This window comes from Corynebacterium sp. ED61 (assembly GCF_015233855.1).
In the GTDB taxonomy this organism is placed as follows: Bacteria; Actinomycetota; Actinomycetes; order Mycobacteriales; family Mycobacteriaceae; genus Corynebacterium; species Corynebacterium dentalis.
Genome location: NZ_JADGIT010000003.1, coordinates 337,515 through 363,492, shown reverse-complemented (window position 1 = coordinate 363,492; position 25,978 = coordinate 337,515). Strand labels below are relative to the sequence as shown.

Genomic DNA, 25,978 nt, shown 5'->3' with positions numbered 1-25,978 from the left:
ATTGGGTTGGTGGCGCTTCGTCAATAGTTGAGCGCCTTTATAGACAAATGACTATACCCCCCGCCGTATCTTGAACGTCAAAGTAAGATGATCTAGGCTGGCTTTATACCCTAGGGGGTATATGAGAAGAGGAAAACGAGGAAAGGAACGTTCAGTGCTATTCGAGAGAATCTACGAAGACGGTTTGTCCCAGGCGAGCTTTCTCATCGGTTGTCAGCAAAAAGGTGAGGCCATCGTTATCGACCCGCGCCGCGATGTTCAGGAGTACCTGGAGGTAGCGGAGAACAACGGCATGAAGATCGTCGCCGTGGCGGAAACCCACATTCACGCGGATTACCTCTCGGGTACCCGCGAGCTCGCGGACGCCACCGGCGCCACCATCTACGTCTCCGGTGAAGGCGGGGAGGACTGGCAGTACGAGTTCGAGGGCGAGCGGCTCATGCACGATTCCGAAATCACCCTCGGAAACATCACCATTACCGCCAAGCACACGCCGGGCCACACGCCTGAGCACCTGTCCTTCCTGATTACTGATGGCGCCGCCGCGTCCGTCCCCGGCTACATGCTCACGGGAGACTTTGTCTTCGTCGGCGATCTGGGGCGCCCGGACTTGCTGGATGAAGCCGCTGGTGGTGAGGACACCCGCTTCGAAGGAGCCAAGCAGCTCTTCGAAAGCCTGAAAACTCAGTTCCTGACTCTGCCGGACTACATCCAGGTCTTCCCTGCTCACGGTGCAGGTAGCCCATGCGGCAAGGCGCTGGGTTCCGTTCCTAGCACTACTGTCGGCTACGAGCGACAGTCTGCGTGGTGGTCCAAGTACCTAGAGGCCGATGATCAGCAGGGCTTCATTGATGAGCTGCTGGAAGGCCAGCCAGATGCTGATGCTTACTTCGGACGGATGAAGAAGCAGAACAAGCAGGGTCCAGCCATCATCGGCACGCGAGCTGCTGTCCAGGAGCTTTCCGTCAGCGAGGCAGCGGAGAAGCTGGAAAGCGATTCCGCCATCTTCGTCGATACCCGCGATCAAAAGCAGGTTCACGAGGAAACCGTGCAAGGCGCTTTGAACATCCCGATGGGCGAGAAGGCTTCCACGTTCTCTGCGTGGGCCATCGATCCGGAGACCGAACAGCGCGATCTCATCGTTCTGGCTGAGGATGAGGAATCCGCAGCGGAATTCCGCGACGCCCTGATCCGCGTGGGCATTGATACGGTGCGTTTCTTCACCGAGTCCATCGATGGCCTGCCTACGTTTACCCCAGAGCTCATCCAGCCCGAGGATCTCCAGGACGCTTCCTACGACATGCTGCTGGATGTCCGCGGAAAGTCTGAGTACGCCGATGGTTCCATCCCCGGCGCTGAGCACATCTCCGGCGGTGTGGCCCTGTGGCACCAGGACGAGCTGCCAGACAACGGCACCATCGTCACCTTCTGCCAGTCCGGCGCTCGCAATACGGTCGTCTCGAACGCCCTGCGTCGCGCTGGCTTCCACATCGTGGAGCTGGAAGGCAGCTACGCGGCTTGGCAAAACCAAGCCAACTAGCTCGCCGTTCGTCCCCTAAACCCCCCCAAAAAAACAAAAAGAAAGAAGTCACAACAATGTGTCGAGCAGTAACGTGCAAGCAATGCGGTAAAACCACCTGGGCAGGCTGTGGCCAGCACGTGGACCAGGTCATGAAGGACGTTCCAGCAGCACAGCAGTGCCCAGGACACGAGAAGGCCGCCAAGTCCGGCGGATTCTTGAGCAACCTCTTCTCTTAAGTCCCCTAGAAAATGCTGATTTGCGCTCCCATGGATTCCGCAGATTCCAGCTGCTCAACCCAGCCGGGCGCACCAGGGCGCACGCGGATGATGGGCCGGTTGGTCTGATCTCCCTTGTTGCGCCCCGCCCGGGCCTCGAAGCGCCCGCGCGCTGCATGCCCCTCGGCGGCCAGTTCGCGGAGGTCGCGAGAATCGTCGGCCAGCGCCTCGCGAGCGCTGTGCAGGATCTCCAAGGTCTCGTCCAGTGCGGTGAGCAGCGAGGAACGGTTGTTCTCGCACATCGCCCGCACCAATTCCGGGGCGGTTCCGGCCACGCGCGTGCCATCGCGGAAGCTGCTGGCAGCCAGAGTCAGCGCCAGTGGTCCACCAGCGTCACCAGCCATCGCCAAAGCCTCGGCCAGCACGTGTGGAAGATGGGAGATGCGCGCGACGGAACCATCGTGGCGTCGAGAAATAGAAGGCACCACATCGGCACCGACCAGCTGGGCCATGCACACCACGCGCACCCACGTGTCCACCCAACGCGATTCGGAACCGCGCGCAGCACCGAGGCTCACGGCGTTGTCGTACGTCACCACCCACACAGCGCCCTGGAACAATCCCTCCAAGGTCACGGACCAACCCGAGTCCGCGGTGCCGGCCATCGGATGCCCACCCACGAAGCGATCCGTGAGCCCGTACTGATCTACCAGCGCGTGCACCTCGGCCTTCACACTGGTCACGTCCGTAAAACCAACAGACGGCGCGTGCTCCTTCAGCGCCTCCAACATGCTGGGCAGGGCTGGCACGGGAACGCCCAAGACCACCAAGGCATCGCTAGCTTCGGCACGCTCCAGCGTGGCCTGCAGATCCTCCGAGACATCAAAACCGTCCCTTTGGGCCGCGTGCACCGTCTTCTCGCTGCGGTTCCACCCAAAAACATCCCGCCCAGCTGCGGCGATATCCCGCATGAGCGAGCCGCCGATCAGCCCCAAACCCAGGATGCAGATCGGCCGAGAGTCAGCGTCAAGATTCCAGTTCACGCTACCCAGTTTGGCACAAGGACGGCTAGCCTAGTGCCATGAGCATTATCGAGAATTGGGAGCAGCCCACCTTCGCCGCTGCCGCGCACAACGGCCCGGATGGCTGGAGTGTGCGTCTGTTGCCGGAAAGTGCTTTGCTGAGCTTGGACGATTTGCTCTCTGACCTGCGCGCATCCCGTGAGGAAGGCGCGGTTGTGGGGTTGGTGTGCGCGGAGGATGACTGGGTTGCGGTAGTGCGGCCGGTTCCTTCCGGAATGCGAGTTCTTCTTTCCGACGCCACCGCGGCTCTCTCCTACGATTTGGCCAATGACCTACTGGATGAGCTGGACGTGGACGTCCCTGACGAGGGCGAGGCGGACTCTGATGAGCCGTGGCCCGAAGGGGATTTCGATCTGCTGGATGATCTGGGGGCATCGGAGCAGGTCTTGTCTGTGATCTTCGATGATGACGATCTGTACGGTGCCGCGCAGATCTTCCGTGTTGCTGATGAGCTGGGTTGTGCGGAGGAATTGGCGGATGCCACCAAGCTGGACCTCGATGACTTCTTGCTGGCCGATGGGGACTACTGATCCTTCCCGCGAGAGGGGTGTGATTGGGGACGGCCTGCCGCGGACTGTCTCTGAGGTGCGCGCGGAGCAGCTGATGCGTCGCGCCTTGGAGGTGGCAGAGCAGACTCCCGCCGGCGATATCCCCGTGGGCGCCGTGGTGTTCGGCCCGGATGGACGCGAGCTGGGCGCGGGTACTAATCGACGCGAAGTGGATGCTGACCCCACCGGGCATGCGGAAATCGCAGCGATTCGCGCTGCGGTGCAGACTTTGGGGGATGCGTGGCGGCTAGGGGATTGCACGTTGGTGGTCACGCTGGAGCCGTGTGCCATGTGCGCCGGTGCGGCAGTGGGAGCGCGCATCGGGACGATTATTTACGGCGCATCGGAACCGCGAACCGGGGCGTGTGGGAGCGTGTGGGATGTGCCCCGGGAAGCACCGCTGCACAAAGCGGAAGTTGTGGGCGGTGTGCTAGCTGCGGAGTGTGAGGCCCTGTTGCGTGATTTCTTCGGTGAGCTGCGCGCGCACTGAGTCTTTGGGCATGAAGCTCGAGCCTTCTGCAGCAGATTTCTTGTTCACGTATCGTCGGTCGTGCGCGATTCCTTAGCGGGGATCGCTTGAGAAAACCGACAAAAGCGAAACGAATTAACGGTTCACGTGTGAGCCGTGAAGGAGATAATCATGGGACTCGGAGATCTGGGCGACAAGGCAAAGAACCTCGCTAACGACAACCGCGACAAGATCGAGGAGCAGTCTGACAAGGTCATCGACAACAAGCTGGACGGCGACAAGTCCGATAAGGCTCGCGATGCCCGCGACAAGGGACTGGATTCTCTCGGCGAGTAAATCGCTTCTGAATCTGGCCCGGCTTTCGGCCGGGCCATTTTTGTTGCCCTAAAACTCTGCTGCTAGGCTGAGCTGGTCTTTGTTCCACCTCCATAACGGTGGTGTGAGAGTAAAGACGCTGGTGGCGTGTCCGAGCGGCCGAAGGTGTTCGCCTCGAAAGCGAATGTTGGGTAACCCCCAACCGAGGGTTCAAATCCCTCCGCCACCGCCATACTTTTCCTGGGGGATTTTGCGCACGTGCGCTGCGGTGTTGTGCTGCGCGCGTGCTGCAGGGGCTAGGTACTGTCTTGTCCGGAGACTAGGGTGGATGAAGTTTCCGCTTCCGGCTACATCCAAGGACTTATTTCGTGGCGAAGTTTCTCTTCCGTCTTGCACGGTGGTGCTATACCCATAGCAAGCGTGTGATTGCCGTGTGGCTTCTGCTCTTGGTGGGCGTGGGTGCCGCTGCGCTGACGTTCCAAAAGGGTTTTAACGACATCTTCGAGATCTCGGACATGCCGTCTACCAAGGCTACCGAGCTACTGATGGAGAAGTTCCCCGGCACAGAAAACCCTGCGGCTGCCGCGGGCGTAAACGTGGTCTTTGAAGCTCCCGAGGGGCAGCGCCTGGACCAACCGGAGTACATGCAGGCGATGGATCAGACCGTGGAGTCTATTCGCGATAACGTCCCCGATCTTGGCGACGACCTGCAGCTGAACAATCCTGTGACCATGAACGAGCAGCTGCGCGATCAACTCACAAAGCAGCTGACCGATCAGGGCCTTCCTGCAGAAACCGCGGAAGCTGATGCGGAGAACCTGCGCACGTTCTCTGAGGACGGTCGCTACGGCATTGCCAGCTTTGAGTATGACGTGTATTTGCCCGCAGAAGTGAGCGACGAAGATCGCCAAGCGGTCAATGATGCCATCCAAATCTCTCGCGATGCCGGCCTGGAGGTAGAGGTCGGCGGTGCGGGCTTTGGAGACCCGATCGCCGTGGAGCCCATTTCCGAGGTCGTGGGCTTGGTCGTGGCGTTGATCATTTTGTTCATCATGTTCCGCTCCCTGCTTACCTCCAGCTTCCCGCTGATCACCGCAGTGGTGGGCGTGGGCTTGGGCGCCCTGATGACGGTCGGCGCTACCGCGTTCATGCCGCTGAACTCCATGACCCCGACCCTGGGAATCATGTTGGGCCTGGCCGTGGGCATCGATTACGCACTGTTCATCATGGCGCGATTCCGCGATGAGCTCCGGGAAGGGCGCGACCGCCTAGACGCCATCGGTCTGGCTGTGGGCACGGCGGGCTCCGCGGTGGTATTCGCAGGCCTGACTGTCATCATCGCGCTGGTGGGTATGCGCTTGGCCAACATCCCTTTCCTCTCCTACATGGGTTATGCGGCTGCGGCCACGGTCCTGATTTCCGTGTTGGTTGCTCTGACGTTCCTGCCCGCGATTCTCGGGTTGGCTGGCGAGCGCGTCTTTAAGTCCGACGCCAACTCCGCCCTTTCTCACTCTGCCGAACAAGCTGAGGATGCGGATACCGGCGCTATGGCCGTGCCCCCACAGCCCCAGCGCGATTCGTGGGGGACCAAGTGGGTGAAACTGGTCCAGCGCGCACCGGGCATCTCGTTCGCCATCGTGGTGGCTATCCTCGTGTCTTTGACTTTGCCAGTGATGGATCTGCAATTGTCCCTGCCTTCGGATAAAACATCAGTGGTGGACTCCACCCAGAGGAAGTCTGCGGAGATGACCGAGGAGGGCTTCGGGCCTGGTCGCAACGCGCCGATTCTCGTGGTGGTGAACGCGGATGACGTGCAGCCGGATTCGCCTGCGTTGGAGACGCTGGTGTCTGCGCAGGGTGAGGGTGACCGGACTCAGGCGGCGCAGAGGGCATCGTTCCTCTACACCGTGGAGCGCATGGGGGCGAACGTGGATGTGCGCCATGCTCAGCTGGTGGGGCAGTCCGAGGATGGCAGCGCTGCGCAGATTTTGGTGACACCGGAGTGGGGTCCAACTGATGAGCGCACCGTGCAGTTGATTCACGCCTTGCGTTCGCAGCAGGCGGAAATTGAGTCCGAGACGGGCGTGGAGATGGGCATTACCGGCCTGACTCCGATCCAGCAGGATGTGACGGATTCGCTGTCCAAGGCCATGCCGGTTTACTTGGCCCTGGTGGTGGGCTTGGCGCTGGTGCTGTTGATGATGGTGTTCCGCAGTTTGGCGGTGCCGCTGATTGCCGCCTCGGGCTTCTTGCTGTCCGTGGGCGCCGCATTCGGCGTGACAGTTCTGGTGTGGCAGGAAGGCCTGTGGGGGCTGTGGGATTCGCCTGGACCGCTGATCAGCTTCATGCCGATCTTCCTGATCGGCGTGACGTTCGGCTTGGCGATGGACTACCAGGTGTTCATTGTCTCGCGCATGCGTGAGCGGTTCGTGCAGCAGCGCAATCGTCTGCGAAATGGCGGCGAGTGGAACAGCAAGGACTCGTTGGTCGAGGACTCCGTGATCGGCGGTTTCGGCCTGGGTGCCCGCGTGGTGACCGTGGCCGCGCTGATCATGATTGGCGTGTTTGCCAGCTTCGTGTTCCAGCCGTTGCCGTTCATCCAGATCTTCGGTTTTGCGTTGGGTGCGGGCGTTTTGTTCGACGCCTTCTTCATCCGCATGACCGTAGTACCCGCTTTGATGATCCTCATGGGACGCTTCACTTGGTACATGCCGAAGTGGTTGGACAAGCTGCTGCCTACCGTGGATGTGGAGGGTGCCGCGCTGGAGAAGGCCTTTGAGTCTGGGGAGTTGGGCTCAAAGAAGCCCTAGCTCAGCCGCTGTTCCCACTCCGGCCCGTAGTAGCGGGACATGAATTCCTTGCGATACTCCACGAAGCGTCCTTCGTTGATCGAAGCGCGGACGTTGTCCACCAGCTGGATCATGAAGTGCAGATTGTGCAGCGTGCATAGCGTGCCCGCCAAGAATTCCTTGGCCTTGAGCAGGTGGTGGATGTAGGCGCGCGTGTAGTTTTCGCTGGTGTAGCCACCAACTTCGGCGTCGATTGGCGTGAAGTCCCGCTTGAACTTCGCGCCCATCAGGTTCATCCGGCCGTCTAGCGTGTACACACCACCGCGTCGGCCCAGACGAGTCGGCGCCACACAGTCGAAAGTATCCGCACCGGAGGCCACGGCCACGAAGATGTCATCGGGCTCGGAAATGCCCAGCATGTGACGTGGCTTGTTATCCGGAAGCTCTTCGGACACCCAACTGGTGATGGTGCCCAGGTTGTGCTTCTCCAGCGCGCCACCAATGCCGAAGCCACCGAACCCGCGCTCACCGCGCGCCTCCGCAGCGTCAGAGAGCTCCACCAAACCGCGGGCAGCTTGGCGTCGAAGATCCTCGTACTGCGCGCCCTGCACCACGCCCCACAAAGACTGCAACGGGCGATGCGAACGGGCCTGCGTCTGCCGCTCATGCTCCTGTAAACAACGCTCGGCCCAGCGGTACGTGCGTTCCACGGATTGCTCCTGGTAGGAGCGGGTATTTGCCAGGGTGGTGAGCTCGTCGAAGGCGAACATGATGTCCGCGCCCAGCTGGTGCTGGATCTGCATGCTGATCTCCGGGGTGAAGCGATGCTTGGAGCCATCGATCACGCTGCGGAAATCCACGCCTTCTTCATCCACCACGGCCATGCGCTTTTTCTGCTGCGCGATGATGTCCGACTTTTCCTTGCCGCTCATGTCCATCGCCAGGACCTTCCTGAAGCCCTGGCCCAGGCTCATCACCTGGAACCCGCCGGAATCCGTGTAGGTGGGGCCGTGCCAGTTCTCGAACGTGGCCACGCCACCGGCTTCATCCACGATGTCCGGGCCCGGCTGCAAGTACAGGTGGTACGCATTCGAGAGAACTGCTTGCGCGCCGGTGGTGTGGAGTTGCTCCGGGGTCAGGGTCTTGACCGTGGCCTTGGTGCCCACGGGGATGAACGCGGGAGTCTGGATATCGCCGTGCGGGGTGTGGATCACGCCTGTGCGCCCCTGCGGCTCGCGATCCATCGGCCCATCTAGGGTGTCCGCGAGGCGAGTGTGCAGGTTGAAGGTGATGTCCTGGCGCTGGTTATCCATGGGAGTAGACTTTACCGCGCGTGCGGACAAGTCCGATAAGCAGGAAGATCCCCCAGACAAGAAAGAGGGGATCCCAGAGAAACGCGTAACCAATAAGGCTGCTGTCTGTGGCGGAGGGATTGCGCTCAATGACGCCTAGCAAAATTAAGTGGGCTCGTGTGGAATTCCACCCTCCCCATACAATGATTCCCACGGCACCAATCCTACTAACGATGCGAATGATGCCGCGAAGCCAGCCACCACGAATCTCCACGAACAGCGGGAGGATTGCAGCGAGTAACTTTGCGGCTGCTACGAACCATAAGATCCACGCTGTTTCTTTGATGGATGCAACAAGTTTTGGATCAACAGTGTCCAAGAGCCAACTGCCACCGGCGGCCCAATACGCACTGATGGAGGCATGAATAATCCCAGCTAAGGCAGCAAGAATAAACCACAAGAGGTGACGGCTTTCTCTGCCTGATTCCATACTCTTAATCTAGATCTACACTGGTGGGGATGACCACACAAGGATTCGGCCGGTACGCGCCCAGCCCCTCCGGTGACCTGCATTTGGGCAACCTACGCACGGCAGTGCTCGCGTGGCTGTTCGCGCAGCATTCCGGACGCGGGTTCCGGATGCGCATTGATGACATCGACGCCCAACGTTCCTCTCCCGAAACCGCCACCCGCCAGCTCGAGGATTTGGCCGCGTTTGGCATCACGTGGGAGGAGCCCGTTGCCAGCCAGCAGCAGACCTTGTCTTTTTACGCCGAGGCTCTCGCTGACCTGCAACAACGCGGCCTTGTCTACGAGTGCTACTGCTCCCGCAAGGACATCCAAGATGCCTCCCGTGCTCCGCATGCCATCCCCGGCCGCTATCCGGGCACGTGCCGCGATCTTTCCCCTGCTCAGCGTGCGGAAAAGCAGGCTGAATTGGTTGCGCAGGATCGCGTCCCCGCCCTTCGTCTTCGGCCCGACGCCAACTCGCACACCGTCCGCGAATCTTTCTCCCTGGAAGCTGAAGGCGGTCTTTACACCGGCGAGGTGGATGATTTCGTGCTGCGGCGTGGAGGCAACGCGAACCAGGTGACCGACTCGGACTTCGCCTACAACCTGGCAGTGGTGGTGGATGACCACCTGGCGGGAGTGGATCAAGTGGTGCGCGGAGATGATCTGCTCAGCTCAGCTCCTCGACAGGCCTACCTCGCGGATCTGCTGGGCTACGCACCCGTGGAATACGTGCACGTCCCGCTGGTGCTGGGCCCAGACGGCAAGCGCCTGGCCAAGCGCGATGGCGCGGTGACGCTGCGAGAAATCGGAGCAGACCGCGCGCTGGAATGGGTCAAAGATTCTCTGGGGTTAAGAGATATCGCGGACTTCGACCCTTCTCGCGTCACTCAACAGCCAGTGACCTGGAGCCCCTAAACCCCTCGCTTGTTGTACTTCACTGCCTCGCCGATGCCCTTGGCCTTCTCCGCGGCCTTCTGCGCGATCTTGGTGTTTTTCGCGCCCAGCAAACGCGCTTGGCGCAGGCGCTCCTTGAATAACGTGGCTCGCGGGCCCTTGTTCCACGTTTCTTCAAACAAGCGCTTCGCGTACGCCACGGAATCCGGCGAACGTGTGGCAATCAGACGTGCGAACTCCTCCGCCGCAGCCAACGGATTGTCGCTGATCTCGCTGGCCAGGCCCAGTTCCACGGCGCGCGTGCCGTTGAACTGCTCGCCCGTCATGGTCAGGCGCTTGGCTACGTCGATGGGCAGCACTTCGGACAAGGACTGGATTCCAGACATATCCGGAATCAGACCCCACTTGGCCTCCAGAACGGACCACTGGGAATCCGCCGTGGTGAAGCGGTAATCGGCGGCCATGGCGATCTGCACTCCGCCACCGAAGCAATAACCTTCCACAACAGCGATGACGGGCACAGGTAAGCGTCGGAAACACCACGGCCCTTCCTGAAACAGGTTCGTGCCCCACCACGGACGCGGCGCGAACGCCTTGGCGATGTCCATGGGGTTCTTCATTACCGTGCCAAAGTCCAGGCCAGCGCAGAAATTGTGCTCCGCGCCCTGCACGATCACCGCGCGGATACTGCGATCAGCGGCGATCTCCTTGGAGTAGCGCGTCAGATCGCGCAGCATCTCCAGGGTGAGGCCGTTGAGCTTATCCGGCCTGTCCAAAGTGATGTAGGCGATGTTCTCTAGCTCGCCGGTGCCTCGAGTAAATGTCACGTTGCTGCTGCTCATGCCACCAACCCTAGAGCACCGGGAGGGGTGACCCGCGACTAACGAATTTTTTCCTCCCTGCCGTATATTTTCCAGCATGAATGCTGTTCTCATTGCTGTGCTGGTCATGTTGGTGCTCGCCGCTGTGCGCGTGCACGTGGTCCTGGCCCTATTTATCGGCGCCCTCGTGGGTGGGTTGCTCAGTGGAATTGGTCTCGACACCACCATGGTCGCCTTCCAGGATGGCCTCTCCGGCGGCGCGCAGATTGCGCTGAGCTATGCGCTGTTGGGTGCCTTCGCCATGGCCGTGGCTAGCTCTGGGCTGCCCACGCTGCTGGCACGCTCGGTGATGAAGAAGCTAGGTAACGACGATTCCGTAACTGTCGGCCGCGCCGTTGCCGTGACGAAGTGGCTGATGATCGCGGGCATTTTGGCGATGTCGATCATGAGTCAGAACCTCATCCCCGTGCACATTGCCTTTATTCCACTGATCGTTCCGCCGCTGCTGGGCGTGATGAACCGCCTGCGCTTGGACCGCCGTGCGGTGGCGTCCGTCATCACGTTTGGCCTGGTCACCACCTACATGTGGATCCCCGTGGGTTTCGGCAATATCTTCCTCAACGAGATCCTGCTGGGCAACATTGAAACCGCCGGACTGGACACCTCCGGCGTGGACATCGTGCACGTCATGACCATCCCTGCCTTGGGCATGGTCGCCGGCATGCTGGTCGCAGTCTTCGTGACCTACCGCAAGCCACGCGACTACGAGAACCTGCCCATCGCGGATGCCAAGGAGCCCGAGGAGATCTCCTGCTACAAGATCATCGTGGCACTCGTTGCCGTGGTGGCTACCTTCGCGGTGCAGGTGATCATGCAGTCCATGGAGACTGAGGCGGACTCGCTGCTCATTGGTGCTCTGACCGGCCTGGCTATCTTCATGCTCACCGGTGCCGTGAACTGGCGTGAGGCCGACGATGTCTTCACCTCCGGCATGAAGATGATGGCCTTGATCGGCTTCATCATGATCACCGCCCAGGGCTTCGCCGCCGTGATGAGCGCGACCGGCGAGGTGGAAACCCTCGTAGACGCCACTGCGGAGATCTTCGGCGAAAACCGTCCCGCTGCAGCCGTCGCCATGCTGATCGTGGGCCTGGTTGTCACTATGGGCATCGGCTCTTCGTTCTCCACGCTGCCGATCATCGCTACGATCTACGTTCCACTCTGTACCGCCATGGGCTTCAGCCCAGCGGCAACAATCGCGATCATCGGCGCTGCTGGCGCGCTGGGCGATGCTGGTTCCCCGGCGTCGGACTCCACACTGGGCCCAACCTCCGGCCTGAACGCAGACGGCCAGCACGACCACATCCGGGACTCCGTCATCCCGACCTTCCTGCACTACAACATCCCGCTGCTGGCTTCCGGCTGGATTGCGGCGATGGTGCTCTAAGATCAGGCACAGACAACTGTTCGGCTGCCGGGGATAAACAGAAAGAGGGCGCACAATGAAGCGATCACGGATTGTGGCGGCTGCTCTTATTCTGCCGATGGTGCTGGGCCTGAGCGCCTGCGGCAAGGAAATCTCCCGCAACCTTGACGACGGCCGGGAACAGTACGCGGAGTCCAACTTCGCAGTGATCTACGGGCCGGACTACCAGGAATTTTATGTCCAGTGCCCCGGCGTGACGGCCGATAAGGCCAAGGAGCTGATGGACTCAGAGTCGGACAAGATCGAGGACAACTCGGATCCGGATTCCGACCACCAGAACGTGTACCTGCGCGGCGAGGGCGTGGAGATGGACATCAAGCCCGTCAAGCTCGATGACACCAACCTCTGCGGCACCTTCGAGACATCGAACCCGGAGGCCTTTGCGCGCCAACCCCCCACCGAATCCGCAACTCCCTCAGAATCAGCTCAACCACCTGCAGATATGCCGGATCCGGAATACCGCGGATGGTTGAAAGTAGAAACGCCCATGGCCTTCCATAAGCCGGAGCGCCATGAGCCGTGGCAGCTGGATACTGCCGAGTTCAACGAAACGGTAGAAGCGGAAACTACCGAAACTAATTAGTGCTGGCCTTCAGCGAATTCCTCGACGAGCTTGGCGTTGAACGCATCCAAGTCCTTCGGGGTGCGGGAGGAAACGAGTCCGTTGTCCACGTGCACCTCTTCGTCCACCCACGTGGCACCAGCGTTGGTGAGGTCCGTCTTCAGGGATGGGTAGGAGGTCAGGGTGCGTCCTCGCAGCACGTCTGCGTCCGTGAGGATCCACGCGCCGTGGCAGATGACGGCCAGTGGCTTGCCGGCCTCGACGTGCTTCTTCACGATCTCCACCGCGGCCTCGTCCGTCCGCAGCTGATCGGCATTGCCGGTGCCACCGGGAAGGATGATGGCGTCGAAGTCCGTGCCGCGGGCTTCCTCGGTGGTGGTGTCCACGGAGACCTTGGAGCCGTTCTTGCCCTCGATGTCCTCAGTGGATGGGGCCACGAGGGTGATCTGCGCGCCCTCGCTCTTTGCCGCCTCAATTGGGGAACTGAGCTCGCTGTCTTCGAAGCCGTTGGTGGCCAAGACTGCAATGTTCTTGTTTTCTAGTTGAGCCATGATTATGCCTCCTGCGTTGAGGTTGTGTGTCCATTGCCGAGGGTAGACGCGATCGTTCAATCGTGCACAAATGTGCAGCGGGGGTTCTTATCTTTAGTTTTTGTAAGGCCCGTCGCCGGAAGCGTCGTGCATGTCGTCACTCCAGTCCGGCAAGCCGTCGTACTCGCCGGCCTCGGTGATTTCGGACCCATTGCGGAAAACCAGCTGCAGACCTTGTTTTTCTTCCCAATCGCATTCGCATTCGAGGACCACGTACCAGGGTGAATCGTCTTCGTACCCTGGCTGTGCCACGGCATAGTCTGGGAAGGTGACGTGTTCCCATACCTTCGCTGGCTCCTCGATCTGAGGGAGCCATTCTTGGACGTCTTCGTCATCTGCGAATTCGTTGGCGAAGTCTTTGTAGTAGTCGAAGGTTGCGTTTGTGGCTGCTTCGAGGGCGTTTGCGGGCAGCGCCCTGAAATTGCGGATGGCTTCTGTGGCTTTGGCTTCGTTGTCCTCTTCGAGGTCGGAGATTTCGACGTGAATTTCTAGGTCTAACGGTGCCAGCGTGAATTGCGGGGTGTGCAGGTCACCGTTGTCGTCTACGGTGAGTGTGCCGATTCCAGGGAGTTTCTTACTCTTGGTAAGTAGGCTACATGAAGCCCTTGGTGTTTTGTGGGCCTTTTGTTCGCCTTACTCGACGCCATGCTTGCCCGCTTTTTAGACTGCCCCATATTTTCCTACTATTCCTTCCGTCGCGTAGTCACATGCGCCACATTTACTTGGGGAAACGCAGACTTGCTATCGAGAATTGGTACGAAAGTATGGCGGGGCGCGGCCCGGACGGTGATTGCGCAACGAAAAACCCCTTGAACCTGAAGGTCCAAGGGGGGTGTGGCGGAGGATAGGGGATTTGAACCCCTGAGGGATGTGACTCCCGCACGCGTTCCAGGCGTGTGACATAGGCCGCTAGTCGAATCCTCCATGCCGAACACTCGAGCCGTGGCTCTCATGTACTCCGGAAAGGTTACACAATCGGCAACCTTGGAGCAAAATCCCTGTGTGCGCGGGCTTTGTGTGGGAGCCTTTGTATCCGTTGGGGCAAGTGGGTTAGCATGATGACAGGATTCCGTGCGGCGGTTATCTCATGAACTCCCCCAGGGCAGGAATGCAGCAAGGGTCAGTGAGCTCTACCGGGTGCGCGGGGTCCCCTTTTTATGTCTGGGGTGGGCTAGGAAAATACGGCTGACCAGTAATTTGTCACAATGCGGCGCGGTGATTCGTCATCACTGTATGGAATCAATTTCATTGAAACAGCGTTTCAACGCAGCCATGATCGCGCTCGAGGCAGCAAGTCGTGGGCTGAGCACCAGGGAACGGCTCATGGTGCAGCTCCATGCTTCACAACTAAACGGCTGCGAGTTCTGCATCAACCTTCACTCGCAAGAGGCGTCGAAAAAGAAAATCGACGTCACGCCACAAAACCAGCGGGAGGAATTAATTCTCCGTGTCACAACGATGGGGACAAAGCTCGAGCAATTTGAGGATGAAGTGCTCGACGAAGCTCTCGAAGCCCTTGGAAAATCAACGACGGCCGACCTCGTCGCGGCCATTGCTACCATCAACGTATGGAACCGCGTCGGACGCCTGAGCAGGAAGTAGAGCGCCTATATCGCACCCACTTCCGAAGGTTGACGGCTCTTGCGTACAACATCATTGGGCAATGGCAGAGTGCCGAAGACGTCACTGAAGAAGCCTTGTCGAGGTTGCTCGTTCAGGCACCGGAAAAGCCTGCCGCATGGCTGACCACGGTGACTACACGCCTCGCATTGGACGTCGCTCGAAGTGCCGCGCATCAACGCACTGAGTACGTGGGCCAATGGCTGCCAGAAATTACGGCTGGGGAGCTGCAGCACCCAGATATCGATCTGGCAGTAACCCGGTTGTTGCAACTGCTTCCGCCGCTCGACCGGGCAGCGTTGGTGTTGGTGGATGTCGCGGGTTACTCCGCGGCTGAGTCGGCTCCCGTGTTGCGCAGCACACCTGCTGCCGTGAGGAAGAGACTGTCCAGAGCACGCGAGTTGCTCCGTTCCCATCAAGGCAACCATGGAGATCCGGAAAACAGCGGAACTGCCTCCATATCCGAGCTAGACCCCAAACACGTGGAAGAGCTCAGCCACCTCTTGGCTACAGGCGAATTGAGGCAATTCGTGTTCGCGATTTCGGAAGGTGCCGTGTTGTGGGTGGACTCGGGCGGAACAGCCAGCGCTGCTCGTAATCCAATCGTAGGACGGGACAAGATTTACAGATTCCTCGCGGGATTGTTCTCCAAATATGGCTACCCACAGTTTCGAATCGCAACGCACACCGCTGGTGTGATGCTTGTGGCGGAATCTGCAGACATGGAACGGTGGGTGATTTTCGAGGGTACTGCTGGTTCCGCTGTGACAGGGATCCAAGTTCAGCAGAACGCGGCGAAGAGGATAGAGCACCTAACTGCGCCTTGTCTCGCCGGTCACTATGCTTGGGACTTGACCAAAAACCCTAGGGAGGCTGACGCACCCATGCAGCGTGAAAACATCAACACCGAGCAGCTCCTTGCTGATAAAGCAGAGATCACTGCAGCCTATGAAGAGCTCCAAGGCGCAGGCCTGAATCTGGATCTCACCCGCGGTAAGCCCAGCTCCGAGCAGCTGGACTTTTCCACGGAACTGCTCAGCCTCCCCGGCGATAACTTCATTTCGCCCAGCGGCCTGGATGTCCGCAACTACGGCGTACTGAACGGCCTCTCCGAGCTTCGCTCCCTGTGGGGCAATTTGCTGGGTATCCCTGCTGATCAGGTGATCGCGGGAGATGCGTCCTCGCTGAACATCATGTTTGACCTGATCAGCTGGTCCTACACCTTCGGCAACAATGACTCCCCAATGCCGTGGTCCGTCGAGGAAGAAGTGAAGTGGATCTGCCCCGTTCCGGGCTACGATCGCCATCACTCCATCACGGAGCTCTTCGGCTGTGAGATGCTCACCGTGCCCATGACCTCCACCGGCCCGGACATGGATGCCGTCCGCGAGCTGGCCAAGGATCCCGCCGTCAAGGGCATGTGGACCGTGCCGATATTCGCCAACCCAACGGGCGTCACCATCACCCGCGAGGTGGCGCAGCAGCTGGCGGAGATGGAGACCGGCGCGCCTGACTTCCGCATCGTCTGGGATAACGCCTACGCCGTCCACACCCTGACGGATGAATTCCCCGAGGTCATCAACGTCCTCGAACTCGCGGAGCAGGCGGGTAACCCGAACCGCTTCTGGTTCATGTCGTCGACCTCCAAGATCACCCTGGCCGGGGCGGGCGTGGCTTTCTTTGCCTCCTCCAAGGCCAACTTGGATTGGTACGGCAAGATCGCCAACATCCGCGGCATTGGCCCGAACAAGGTCAATCAGCTCGCTCACCTGCAGTTCTTCGGTGACGACGAAGGCGTGCGCGCAATCATGCGCAAGCACGCCGGGTCGTTGGCTCCGAAGTTCACGCGCGTCATTGAGATCCTGCGGCGCCGTCTGAGCCAGTACAACGTCGCCGAGTGGACTGAGCCCGAGGGCGGCTACTTCATCAGCGTCGATCTGCTGGCGGGCACTGCCTCCCGCGTGGTGGAGCTGGCCAAGGAAGCGGGTGTTTCCCTCACCGCCGCGGGCGCCACGTTCCCCCTGAAGCAGGATCCGCAGGACAGCAACCTCCGCCTCGCCCCGTCGATGCCCACCATCGATCAGTTAGAGGTCGCGATGAATGGGTTCGCCACCTGCGTTCTGCTGGCCGCCATCGAGAAGTTGGAATCCGACGCTTCATGAATGAACAGGAAACCCTCGTCTGGGTAAAGGACCTTCTGCCCGGCGAACCTCAGGTCTCATCGCGCCAGGTGGGGGAGTCTTTTCCCTCATTTGAGGTGGCTGAGATTTTTCTTGTCGACGACGCCACCCCCGATCGCCCAGAAACCGTCGCCATGACGCTGAACGCCTCCCAGATTGAGCCGGCGCTGGAGACCGAAGACGGTTCTGACCTGCGCGTCGAGCTTCTGACGATCACCACGGGCCATTCGTCCACCGCCGCGGAGCTGGTCACCGCAGCAGCCACGATGATCGCGGAGAACCCAGGCGCTCGCTCGCCGCAGCCGGGCACGTTCCTCCCACAGCTGGGCCCTTCCGTGGATAGCTCCATCACGGCGAAGCACGGCCTGCTGGTGGTGCCATTTGTCTGGGAAGAGGGAGTCCCGCATGCGCACGAGGTGACGTCGGGCGGAAAGAGAAGTGCCCAAACGGCCACGTCAGACATCGAATTCACGCACCCAGGGCGGCTCACTGTGCCGGCGCAGCTGATAATGCTCACGGATGCTGAATACGATCTCGCGCTGCGCGAAGGTCTGGGCGGCGTGCAGACAGCGATGGCGGAACAAGCGGTGAACCTGAACGATCTATGGCGTGTCCCGGCGGAACTGTAAGGTCTAGATCGTGGCTTTATACCGGAAGTATCGTCCTGCCAGTTTCGCTGAAGTGGTGGGCCAGGAGCATGTGACGGAGCCGCTGTCGACGGCGTTGGATAGCGGCCAGATCAATCACGCGTACCTGTTTTCCGGCCCGCGCGGCTGTGGCAAGACGTCCTCCGCGCGCATCCTCGCCCGCTCCCTGAACTGTGTGGAAGGTCCCACATCCACGCCGTGTGGGAAGTGCGATTCGTGCATTGCCCTGGCGCCCGGCGGCTCCGGCACGCTGGACGTCACCGAGCTGGACGCTGCCACGCATAACGGCGTGGATGACATGCGTGAGCTGCGCGATCGCGCTTTCTACGCCCCGGCGGATTCCCGCTACCGCGTCTTCATCATCGATGAGGCGCACATGATCTCCAAGGAGGGCTTCAATGCTCTGCTGAAGATCGTGGAGGAGCCGCCGGAGCACCTGATCTTCATCTTCGCGACCACCGAGCCGGAAAAGATGCTGGCCACCATCCGCTCGCGTACGCACAATTATCCGTTCCGCCTGCTCACCCCACCGGCGATGCGCGGCCTGTTGGAGCGCGTTGTTGCTGGTGAGGGTAAGAATATCGAGGATGCTGTCTATCCTCTCGTGGTGCGCGCGGGCGGTGGTTCGCCGCGTGATTCGTTGTCCCTGATGGATCAGCTGCTGGCCGGTTCCGGACCCGAGGGCGTGACCTATCAGCGCGCGTTGGCGCTGCTGGGTGTGACGGACTCTGCCTTGATCGACAAGGCGGTGGATGCGCTGGCGAATCAGGATCAGGCGTCCTTGTTCGGTGTGGTTGATGATGTTGTCGACGCAGGCTACGAGCCGCGCCGCTTCGCCACCGATCTGTTGGATAGGTTCCGTGACCTGCTCATTCTCAAGGCTGTCCCCGATGCTTTCGAGCGCGGTCTGGTGGATGCTCCCGCGGGGGCGCAGGAGGTATTGATCGAAGAGGCACAGGCTCTCGGCCAGGCCACCATCACCCGCTGTGCAGCACTAGTCAATGAGGGGCTGTCCCAAATGCGTGGCGCGACTGCCCCACGCCTGCTTCTGGAGATCCTGTGTGCGCGCATGGCGCTGCCAGCCGCGGGCATGACGGTGGAGGCTTTGGCGCAGCGCGTGGAGGCCCTGGAGAAGGGCCGCGGCAATGCGCCTGCAGTGACGAACTCCGCGGAAGAGACGGCTCCGGTTCTTTCCTCTGGCCGCCGCTACGAGCGTCCTTCCAAGGCCAAGCGCGAAGAGCCTGCCCAGCCAGCCGTCGAGGAGGATCCGGTTATCACCGAGGCCCGCCGCGCTCGCGAGATCATGGACCGCAACCGAGCGCAGACTGAACCAGAGTCAGAACCAGTGCCAGTCGCAGTGCCCGAGCCCGAGCCGCAGCCCAACTCGCCGCGCAACGCGGCCGAGGAGTGGACGCAGATCCTGGCGCTGGTCAAGGAATCTAACCTCAGCGCTTGGATCGCCGCCCGTGATGCAGTGGCCGCCGACGAGCAGACTGAAGCCGACGAGCTCCTGGTTCGTCACCACACCGGAGCGCTCGCGAAATTCGTGAACTCCGAGGCCAACCGCAAGATCTACGCCGAAGCTGCAGAAAAAGCGCTCGGCTCACCTCTGACCGTCATCGCGGTGGTGGGAGATAGGCAGAAGGAGCCGTCGCAGCCGGGAAAAGCAGAGGCCGCTCCGAGCGGCATCATCCCGCAGGAAACTGGCCTTGACCCAGCTGAGCTGAAGAGCAACTCCAACAGCGCTCTCGAGCGCGCCCGAGCCATGGCGGAGGCCTATCAAAAGCCCGCGTCAACCCAGCCGCAGCCCTCCGCGAACACCTCCACCCCTGCCAGCACGGACAAGCCCGAGCCGCGCTGGAAAGCCCGCGCTCAGAAGTATCGCTCCGAGCACCAGCACAACGTGGACAACGGATTCAACGGAGTGCCTCTGCCTCCGGAACCCCCGGAAGAGGAATGGGACTCCGTTCCACCGGAGCCCGCCGACCCGTCCCCGCGGGCGCCGGTACCGGAAAAGCCAGAGTTGGCGTCGAAAAAAGAACAAGACGATGAGTTCCTCGACCAGATCGCCGAAGGACCTGGCGAGGCTGACCATCGGAAACCGCTGGATATTGCCGGTGAACTTGTGGAGAAACACCTAGGTGGGCAGCGATTACGCTAGTCGGACGGGTAGAGTGGCTCGCGTACCCAACGAAAGGAACCGCGTCATGACCCAGCCAGATATGAACCAGCTCATGCAGCAGGCCCAGCAGATGCAGGCGCAGTTGCAGGAAGCCCAGAAGGAAATCGTCGCTTCTGTGGTCACCGGTGAAGCAGGCAACGGCCTGGTCACCATGGAAATGGCTGGTTCCGGCGAGGTTAAGTCCCTCAGCATCGATCCAAAGATCGTGGATCCTGAGGACATCGAAACCCTGCAGGACCTGGTTCTCGGTGCGTTTACCGATGCGAACAACAAGCTGCAGAACCTGGCCCAGGAGAAGATGGGTCCACTGTCTCAGGGCATGAACGGAATGGGTTTCTAGAACTTGTTCGAAGGTCCATTACAGGACGTCATCGACGAGTTCTCCCGGCTCCCCGGCATTGGGCCGAAGAGCGCTCAGCGGATTGCGCTGCATCTCCTCGACGAAGATCCAGAGGATGTGCAGCGCTTTCAAACTGCTCTGGGAAGACTGCAGGATGGCGTGACGTTCTGCCGCATTTGTCACAACATCTCCCAAGAGGAGGTGTGCCGCGTGTGTGCTGATTCCTCGCGCGATAAGTCCTTGGTGTGCGTGGTCGAGGAGACCAAGGACATCCAGGTCATCGAGCGCACGGGTGAGTATCGCGGCCGCTACCACGTGCTTGGTGGTGCGCTGGATCCCCTCGGCGGGATCGGTCCCAAGGAGCTCAATATCACGGCGTTGGTGCAGCGTGTCGGTGGTGCGCTGCCGGATGTTCCGACCAATGAAGTCGACGCAAACAACGAGCCGATTCTGGAACCTGGCCCCGAGGTCAACGAGGTAATCATCGCCACGGATCCGAACACGGAAGGCGAGGCCACCGCGGCGTATCTGGCGCGTCTGCTGCGAGATTTTCCAGGTTTGTCCGTGAGCCGATTGGCCTCTGGAATTCCGATGGGTGGGGACTTGGAGTTCGTGGATGAGCTGACTTTGTCTCGCGCTTTTGCTGGGCGCACTAGGCTGTAGGCATGAAGAAGCAGAATGGTGACGCTATCCGACGGGCGATTTGGGCAGGAGTGTTCGGTTTTGCTGGGGTGATGCACTTTGCTCAGCCGAAGCCTTTCGACACCTTGGTTCCGCCTGAGTTGCCTGGTGGCAGGCGCGTGTGGACGTATGGTTCCGGCGCTGTGGAGTTGGCCTTGGGGGCTGCGATCGCTGGGTCTTTGACGGGCCGGATGTCGCGTTCCTATGAGGCCGCCGTGTCCACCACCGCGACCGCGTTCCTGGCGGGCGTGTGGCCGGGCAACATCAAGATGGCATGGGATTGGCGGAACAAGGGCTTGACCGAGCGTTCCATTGCTTTTGTGCGCGTGCCTTTGCAGCTGCCGATGATGTACTCCACGTGGAAGTTGGGGCACTAGGTTCTGGGTTTTTTTGGGGGGCTGGCTGCTTGTGGGATTGACTGCGGGGCGAGTTAACCGGAACAAAAATATTTCGAGAAAGTGTTCGATAAGTGTGGACGGGTGTCCCGTAGGCGTGTATTATTAGGGTATAACTTCAAACGTTTGTTCTACTACTTAAGGTGTTAGCGCTGGTGGGGATTGCCGGTGGACCTTGAGTTGATGGGGCAGGGGGAACCATGAACGTCACCGAACCACTCTTCGAATCGGACACAGATACACCTACGGATAGCGAGCCGCACCTACACGCGCCAGAGCCGTCGTGGCGCATTCTGGACGATGCGGATCCGTTGAGCCGAGCTGCAGTCCTAACTAACCAGCACCACCTCGCGATCGCCCGCATGTGTGTGCCTGACGTGCAGGAATGCGTTGCCGATGTCTCTTCGCGTCTGGGCGTGCGCCTCGGTGTGGCCGAGCACCGCGCTTTGAGTTACGTCTGCATCGGCTTCATGCTGCTCAACTTCCCGCGCCTGGCAGCCAACTTGGGCCAGGGGCATCTTTCCTTCGATCATGTTCGACGCCTAGCTGATTCCCTAGAGTGCCTCCCTCCAGAGTTTCACGAGGTGGTCGAATCAGATCTCCTACAGGCTTTGTCTCCGCGCAGGCCATTGCAGGCCACGCCGTCTGTGAAGCGAGTGGGCAAGCTGATTCGGGACATTATCTACCAGCATCATCCGCCCGCCCGGCCGAAAGATCCAGATGAGAAAGTACGCCAGGAGGACAAGGGAAAGCCGCACCAGCCGGAGCTGGGTTGGGATGAGCGGGGCGCCGAAGTCACTGATTTCTTCCTCACCATGAACAAGGGTGATTCGGAGGAGTTCATCCAGATGATCAAGAGTGTATGTCGGCAGGAAAAGTGCTCCCGAGGAGCTGCATTGATGCTTCTCCTGCGCGGGCAGTGCACCACCGAGGTCACATTGAACATCTACCGGCCTGCGACAGTCTCTGAATCCGAGGCCGAGCCTGGTCGCGTATGGATCGCAGGAGACTGGCTGGAACAGGAAGCGAGCGCGGAGTGGATGCAGCGGGTCACGCACGTCGCATCCCCTGGGTGGGCACGATGCGCGGGGTACCAGCCCACGCCGACAATTCGCGCCAGCGTGATCGGCAGAGACGGACACTGCCGCTTCCCGGGCTGCGATGTCATCGCCGAGCGCTGCGACCTAGACCACGTCAACCGTTGGGACCATAGCCAACCATTGGGCGGAAGCGCTGAAACTTCAACGTCGAATCTTCACTGCCTGTGCCGCAAGCACCACAAGCTGAAGACCGCAGGGCAGTGGGACGTATCCCTATTCCCCGATGGCACCGAGGTGTGGACCTCCCACGGGGACGGGCACACGGTAGTCACCGAGCCAGGTGGAGTACTGGGGCGGGAAACCTTTGAGCGACGAGCCAGCAGGCGCGCCCGAGTTCTCGCCGAGCACAACCGCATCCGCACCGAAGCAGATGATGACGAAGCAGCCGAGAATATCCCGTTCTAGCGGATCCCTAGCGCAGACGTTCCTTACGCAATTGCTGCACTTCCCCATTCAGCTGATCAGCGAACTGGCCCGTGACCTCGGGAAGCTCGCTCATGTCTACGCCCATCGCGCGGGCCAGGATCAGATCTGCCAATTGCGGATTACGGGCCAAGGCTGGGCCATGCATGTACGTGGCGATGACAGACCCCTGAACCGCGCCCTCGTAGGACACCTGCTCACCCTCATCAGTGTTGCCGGTGCCCTTCGTCAGCGTGCCCAGAGGAGAGGCATCGGAACCCAGAACGGTGGAACCCATGTGGTTGGCAAAACCCGTCAAGGTCTCGGTGAGCCCTTCCAGCTGAGGGGTCGAAGTGATCTCACCGATCATGCGCTTAGACAAGACATCCGTGGTGGCGTCGATAAGACCCAGCCCCTCAACCACAGAATCAGAAGCCGTGAAGGTGCGGCCGAGGACCTGCAACCCGGCACAGATCGACAGAATCGGGCGTCCAGCATTCGCCGCGCGGGTCAGACCACCATCGGCGAGGAGGTGCTCGGTGGCCAAGCGCTGCGCCACGTCCTCGCCGCCGCCGAGGGTGTACATGTCCAGCGTCTCGGGAATTGCGGCGCCCAGCGTGATGCGGTGAATCTCCGCGTCCAAGCCACGCATGCGGGCGCGCTGGCGCAGGACCAGAGCGTTTCCGTCATCGCCGTAGGTGCCCAGAACGTCGGGAAGGACCAGGCCAATAGTCAGTGTGCTCATCGCTGCTCCTCATTGTTGCGGTCCAAAACGCGCCTCAAATCACGGAACGCCGTGTAGTTCGCCAACACCTCAACGCGCCCCGGAGGGCACGAACGAATGGCCTCCACTGTGTCCTTGACCAGCGTGTGCTCCACGCCCGCGTAGCCCAAGCGCACGGCAAGATCCGTACCGCGTTCGCCTGCGGAGACCACCTTGAGATCCTCGAAGTTCTCAAAGCGCACATCCCATAGCCAAGACAGATCCTGCCCGTCGGCAACCTGGCCGTTGACTGAGATGACCAGAGAATCGGCGTCCCGATCCACCATGGACAGCGCCTCTTGCCAACCGGCGGGATTCTTGGCCAGCATCAGCCGCACGTCGCGCCCCTCGAAAGGCACCACGGAGTAGCGGCCGGCCACGTTGTCCACCTGCTCGGCGGCGGAGATCGCGGCGCTGATGTCCACGCCCAAAGTCTTAGCTGCGGCCACGGCCTGGGTAGCGTTGCCGCGGTTCGCATTGCCAGGAAGGCGCAGGTTGAGAGGGTGCAGGGAACCGGAGGCATCCACGATGCCCTCATCAGTGATGCGCCACTGCGGCTCCGGCCGACGGAACTCGGAGCCGTCGGGCAGCTTCTTCACCGCGAACCAGTCCATGATCCCGTCCGCGCGCTCCTGATGCACGATCGCGCCACCGGTGCGAGGACAGCTAGTGGAATCGCCCGCCCAGCCAAAGCCAGCGGACACCCACACCACGTTCGGGGAGTCCCACGCCACGGAGGTCACGCCCACGTCATCGCAGTTAGCGATCACCGTCATGTCCGGCCGCGCGTCCACACACGCGCGCAAGGTGCGCTCGATCTTGTTGATCTCACCCACGCGGTCCAGCTGGTCACGGCTCAGATTGAGCAGCACCAACACGGAGGCGTCCAGTTTCTCGGCGATGTTGGGCACGTGCAGCTCGTCGACTTCCAGCACTACGATCTCCGCGTCGCGCCCCGCCAGCAGGGCGGAGATCACGCCGGCGTCCATGTTGTCGCCGCCCTCGTTGGTGGCCACGGTTCCCGCGGACTGGAGGGCGCCCGCGAGCATGCGCGTGGTGGTGGATTTGCCGTTGGTGCCCGTCACCAGCGCAACCGGCCGGCCCTTAGCCAGCGAGTTCATCAGGTGCGGATCGATGGCACCCGCGATGAGGCCGCCGATCATGCCGCCGGAGCCACGGCCCGTCTTGCGGCTGGCCCACGTAGCGAGATCCGCCGCGCTGATGGCGGCAGCACTCCGGGCGCGTTGCAGGATGTTGCTTCTGCTGTCCTTAGAGTTCACTTGCCCCAGACTAGTCGAGTCCGCTTCCGGCTCCAGCTACCGACGCTTGCGGGAGCGCCGATTTCCGCCGCGCGTAGGAGGAATGCCCTGCGTGGCGGGTCGCACGCCCGCTTGCGGACTGGTGGGCGACGGCGCGCGCTTGCCCTTGTCCACATCGTCCAGCAGCTCCAGGAACGTCTCATCGCTGACGAGCGGAATGTTCTTCCGATCCGCGTGCATCGCCTTGCCGCGCAGCTCGTGGTTCGTGTTGCACACCACCAGTGAGCTGCGGCGATTCAGCTTCTCTGAGTACACCAGGCCCGCGGCCACGCCCTTGCCGATGATCTCGTCCGGATCGCTCATGACATCCGGGCTGACCACAAACTCCATGCCCTCGACCAGCTTCATACCCGGGGCCCATTGCCCGGGATTCTCGTGTGGACGGGGTGCATTGGCCGCATCGACGCGAATCTTCGAACGCTGGATTCCAAACTGATCCGCCACCAGGTCCGCTGGCTGTAGCTTCTCGATCAGCCCCGCGCCGGCACCAGCCGCGCGCAGCTGGGCGAGGTGGAGATGCATGGTCAGGTGAGCGTCCGCCTCCAGGAGGGCATCTGGGTCGATGTTTCCCCTTTCGGTCGACGCCACCGCCCCCACCTCAGGCATAGCTTCCTCTGGGGCATCCACGCCGTAAGGGCCCTGGTTATAACACTCCACGATGGCCCGCAGACGGAAGTCATAACACTCGGTGGACTGTCGCCGTGCGGTGCCGAGCGTGTCGATGATCTCCACGGGAGTAGGAACCGGAACCTTCCGCGCACCGCGCCCGCGGCCTCGGCCGCGACGACCGCGGTTCGCGGAACGCTTGGTGCGGCGGAACTCATTGGCCAGGAAACCCCAGGTGTAGCCCACCTGATGCATGACCAAGGTGCGGCCATCAAGGGCCTCGTGGATGAGTTCGGCGGAGCTGGCAAAGCCCAGAGCCTGCGCGAGATCCGCAGGCTGGTACCCGTGCAAATGCCACGGCCCTGCATCCTCACCAGGGTTCAAGTGCCTAGTCCACGCCTCGACTGGCTCCATAGCGGGGGAATAAAAAGCCACGGACAGTGCCACCAGACGAGACGTCGTGGGGTGAATTCCCGAAGTGACGATGCTGACGGCCGCGTACGGCGCCTGCTCAGGGGAGGGGAACGTGGCAGGACGTGGGGCGCGCTGGGGGGACTCGGGGTTGGCGTCGGAAATAGGAGAAGGCGGAGCCGCACGGCGATGAACGGTGCGACGGGGGCGCCTTCTGCTATCAGTCATGAAAGG

Annotated in this window: 26 protein-coding genes, 2 tRNA genes, 1 other RNA gene and 1 pseudogene; 20 read left to right on the top strand and 10 right to left on the bottom strand. The window is 61.1% G+C overall.

The features are described 5' to 3' along the window. The first annotated feature begins 154 nt into the window (after positions 1 to 154). Complete coding sequence (locus tag IM764_RS05465; RefSeq protein ID WP_194187166.1) at positions 155 to 1,540, top strand: rhodanese-like domain-containing protein; 1,386 nt, start codon at positions 155 to 157, stop codon at positions 1,538 to 1,540. A 223-nt stretch (positions 1,541 to 1,763) separates the two neighbouring features. Here the strand turns inward: IM764_RS05465 and IM764_RS05460 are convergent, their stop codons facing one another. Next, positions 1,764 to 2,780: a prephenate dehydrogenase gene (locus IM764_RS05460; protein WP_288801989.1), complete on the bottom strand. Its 1,017-nt coding sequence runs from the start codon at positions 2,778 to 2,780 to the stop codon at positions 1,764 to 1,766. 38 nt (positions 2,781 to 2,818) lie between these two features. Between IM764_RS05460 and IM764_RS05455 the strand changes: the two genes are divergently transcribed. The 5 genes from IM764_RS05455 (at position 2,819) to IM764_RS05435 (ending at position 6,961) form a co-directional block, all read left to right on the top strand. Next, a complete protein-coding gene (locus tag IM764_RS05455) occupies positions 2,819 to 3,349 on the top strand; it encodes a tRNA adenosine deaminase-associated protein (RefSeq protein ID WP_194187165.1) in 531 nt (176 codons plus the stop codon). Further along, entirely contained in the window at positions 3,318 to 3,857 is a 540-nt protein-coding gene (locus IM764_RS05450) for a nucleoside deaminase (RefSeq protein ID WP_228073344.1), read from the top strand. The genes IM764_RS05455 and IM764_RS05450 overlap by 32 nt, the downstream gene beginning before the upstream one ends. Before the next feature lie 150 nt (positions 3,858 to 4,007). Next, positions 4,008 to 4,172: a hypothetical protein gene (locus tag IM764_RS05445; protein WP_159460955.1), complete on the top strand. Its 165-nt coding sequence runs from the start codon at positions 4,008 to 4,010 to the stop codon at positions 4,170 to 4,172. A 120-nt stretch (positions 4,173 to 4,292) separates the two neighbouring features. Next, a tRNA-Ser gene (locus tag IM764_RS05440) sits at positions 4,293 to 4,383 on the top strand. A gap of 136 nt (positions 4,384 to 4,519) precedes the next feature. Beyond that, entirely contained in the window at positions 4,520 to 6,961 is a 2,442-nt protein-coding gene (locus tag IM764_RS05435) for an MMPL family transporter (RefSeq protein WP_194187163.1), read from the top strand. Here the strand turns inward: IM764_RS05435 and tgt are convergent. Both tgt and IM764_RS05425 read right to left on the bottom strand, forming a co-directional pair. Further along, positions 6,958 to 8,253: a tRNA guanosine(34) transglycosylase Tgt gene (gene tgt, locus IM764_RS05430; RefSeq protein WP_194187162.1), complete on the bottom strand. Its 1,296-nt coding sequence runs from the start codon at positions 8,251 to 8,253 to the stop codon at positions 6,958 to 6,960. The genes IM764_RS05435 and tgt overlap by 4 nt on opposite strands. Continuing rightward, positions 8,246 to 8,722: a DUF3995 domain-containing protein gene (locus tag IM764_RS05425; protein WP_099298467.1), complete on the bottom strand. Its 477-nt coding sequence runs from the start codon at positions 8,720 to 8,722 to the stop codon at positions 8,246 to 8,248. The genes tgt and IM764_RS05425 overlap by 8 nt, the downstream gene beginning before the upstream one ends. A gap of 29 nt (positions 8,723 to 8,751) precedes the next feature. Here IM764_RS05425 and gluQRS point away from each other — a divergent pair, with 29 nt between their 5' ends. Then, positions 8,752 to 9,660 carry a tRNA glutamyl-Q(34) synthetase GluQRS gene (gene gluQRS / locus IM764_RS05420; protein WP_194187161.1) on the top strand — a complete coding sequence of 303 codons (909 nt, stop codon included), beginning with the start codon at positions 8,752 to 8,754 and terminating at the stop codon, positions 9,658 to 9,660. Here the strand turns inward: gluQRS and IM764_RS05415 are convergent. Continuing rightward, positions 9,657 to 10,481, bottom strand: coding sequence for a crotonase/enoyl-CoA hydratase family protein (locus IM764_RS05415; RefSeq protein WP_194187160.1), 825 nt, complete (start codon positions 10,479 to 10,481; stop codon positions 9,657 to 9,659). The two genes, gluQRS and IM764_RS05415, sit on opposite strands and share 4 nt — an antisense overlap. A gap of 76 nt (positions 10,482 to 10,557) precedes the next feature. On the opposite strand from IM764_RS05415, the gene IM764_RS05410 reads away from it, so the two are divergent. After that, complete coding sequence (locus IM764_RS05410; RefSeq protein WP_194187159.1) at positions 10,558 to 11,907, top strand: Na+/H+ antiporter family protein; 1,350 nt, start codon at positions 10,558 to 10,560, stop codon at positions 11,905 to 11,907. A gap of 55 nt (positions 11,908 to 11,962) precedes the next feature. Next, the gene (locus IM764_RS05405; protein ID WP_194187158.1) at positions 11,963 to 12,529 is read left to right on the top strand and encodes a hypothetical protein; all 567 of its coding nucleotides are present in this window, start codon (positions 11,963 to 11,965) and stop codon (positions 12,527 to 12,529) included. Here the strand turns inward: IM764_RS05405 and IM764_RS05400 are convergent. After that, a complete protein-coding gene (locus IM764_RS05400; protein WP_099298462.1) occupies positions 12,526 to 13,059 on the bottom strand; it encodes a type 1 glutamine amidotransferase domain-containing protein in 534 nt (177 codons plus the stop codon). The genes IM764_RS05405 and IM764_RS05400 overlap by 4 nt on opposite strands. 93 nt (positions 13,060 to 13,152) lie before the next feature. After that, positions 13,153 to 13,350, bottom strand: a complete 198-nt coding sequence (locus IM764_RS05395; RefSeq protein ID WP_099298461.1) for a hypothetical protein — start codon at positions 13,348 to 13,350, stop codon at positions 13,153 to 13,155. Between the two features lie 66 nt (positions 13,351 to 13,416). Here IM764_RS05395 and IM764_RS05390 point away from each other — a divergent pair, with 66 nt between their 5' ends. Continuing rightward, positions 13,417 to 13,590 (top strand): hypothetical protein, encoded by a 174-nt coding sequence (locus IM764_RS05390; RefSeq protein ID WP_159460954.1) that lies wholly within the window; start codon positions 13,417 to 13,419, stop codon positions 13,588 to 13,590. A gap of 343 nt (positions 13,591 to 13,933) precedes the next feature. On the opposite strand, the gene IM764_RS05385 is transcribed toward IM764_RS05390, so the two are convergent. Further along, a tRNA-Ser gene (locus IM764_RS05385) sits at positions 13,934 to 14,022 on the bottom strand. Between the two features lie 136 nt (positions 14,023 to 14,158). On the opposite strand from IM764_RS05385, the gene ffs reads away from it, so the two are divergent. From ffs to IM764_RS05340, 10 genes and pseudogenes are all read left to right on the top strand, one after another. Then, positions 14,159 to 14,257, top strand: an RNA gene (gene ffs / locus IM764_RS05380) — signal recognition particle sRNA small type. 56 nt (positions 14,258 to 14,313) lie between these two features. Then, on the top strand, positions 14,314 to 14,700 hold the full coding sequence (locus tag IM764_RS05375) for a carboxymuconolactone decarboxylase family protein (protein ID WP_370551550.1): 387 nt from the start codon (positions 14,314 to 14,316) through the stop codon (positions 14,698 to 14,700). Beyond that, a pseudogene (locus tag IM764_RS10360) lies at positions 14,667 to 15,113 on the top strand (sigma factor); the annotation flags it as partial. The gene IM764_RS05375 and the pseudogene IM764_RS10360, both read left to right, overlap by 34 nt. A 489-nt stretch (positions 15,114 to 15,602) precedes the next feature. Continuing rightward, on the top strand, positions 15,603 to 16,880 hold the full coding sequence (locus tag IM764_RS10355; protein ID WP_228073417.1) for an aminotransferase class I/II-fold pyridoxal phosphate-dependent enzyme: 1,278 nt from the start codon (positions 15,603 to 15,605) through the stop codon (positions 16,878 to 16,880). Next, complete coding sequence (locus tag IM764_RS05365; protein WP_194187156.1) at positions 16,877 to 17,527, top strand: hypothetical protein; 651 nt, start codon at positions 16,877 to 16,879, stop codon at positions 17,525 to 17,527. Before IM764_RS10355 ends, IM764_RS05365 begins: the two co-directional genes overlap by 4 nt. Positions 17,528 to 17,537: 10 nt before the next feature. After that, positions 17,538 to 19,706: a DNA polymerase III subunit gamma and tau gene (locus IM764_RS05360; RefSeq protein ID WP_194187155.1), complete on the top strand. Its 2,169-nt coding sequence runs from the start codon at positions 17,538 to 17,540 to the stop codon at positions 19,704 to 19,706. A 46-nt stretch (positions 19,707 to 19,752) separates the two neighbouring features. Further along, positions 19,753 to 20,067: a YbaB/EbfC family nucleoid-associated protein gene (locus tag IM764_RS05355; RefSeq protein WP_099298455.1), complete on the top strand. Its 315-nt coding sequence runs from the start codon at positions 19,753 to 19,755 to the stop codon at positions 20,065 to 20,067. Between the two features lie 3 nt (positions 20,068 to 20,070). Continuing rightward, the gene (gene recR / locus IM764_RS05350; RefSeq protein WP_099298454.1) at positions 20,071 to 20,730 is read left to right on the top strand and encodes a recombination mediator RecR; all 660 of its coding nucleotides are present in this window, start codon (positions 20,071 to 20,073) and stop codon (positions 20,728 to 20,730) included. A gap of 2 nt (positions 20,731 to 20,732) precedes the next feature. Then, positions 20,733 to 21,125, top strand: a complete 393-nt coding sequence (locus tag IM764_RS05345; protein ID WP_099298453.1) for a hypothetical protein — start codon at positions 20,733 to 20,735, stop codon at positions 21,123 to 21,125. 218 nt (positions 21,126 to 21,343) lie between these two features. Next, positions 21,344 to 22,648, top strand: coding sequence for an HNH endonuclease signature motif containing protein (locus tag IM764_RS05340; RefSeq protein ID WP_099298452.1), 1,305 nt, complete (start codon positions 21,344 to 21,346; stop codon positions 22,646 to 22,648). 7 nt (positions 22,649 to 22,655) lie between these two features. Here the strand turns inward: IM764_RS05340 and IM764_RS05335 are convergent, their stop codons facing one another. From IM764_RS05335 to IM764_RS05325, 3 genes are read right to left on the bottom strand one after another with little or no spacing between them, the layout of a single operon-like run. Next, the gene (locus IM764_RS05335) at positions 22,656 to 23,390 is read right to left on the bottom strand and encodes a type 1 glutamine amidotransferase (RefSeq protein ID WP_099298451.1); all 735 of its coding nucleotides are present in this window, start codon (positions 23,388 to 23,390) and stop codon (positions 22,656 to 22,658) included. Beyond that, positions 23,387 to 24,688 (bottom strand): MurT ligase domain-containing protein, encoded by a 1,302-nt coding sequence (locus IM764_RS05330; protein WP_370551549.1) that lies wholly within the window; start codon positions 24,686 to 24,688, stop codon positions 23,387 to 23,389. Before IM764_RS05330 ends, IM764_RS05335 begins: the two co-directional genes overlap by 4 nt. A 36-nt stretch (positions 24,689 to 24,724) precedes the next feature. After that, complete coding sequence (locus IM764_RS05325) at positions 24,725 to 25,972, bottom strand: DNA polymerase III subunit epsilon (RefSeq protein ID WP_194187154.1); 1,248 nt, start codon at positions 25,970 to 25,972, stop codon at positions 24,725 to 24,727. Positions 25,973 to 25,978: the final 6 nt, after the last annotated feature.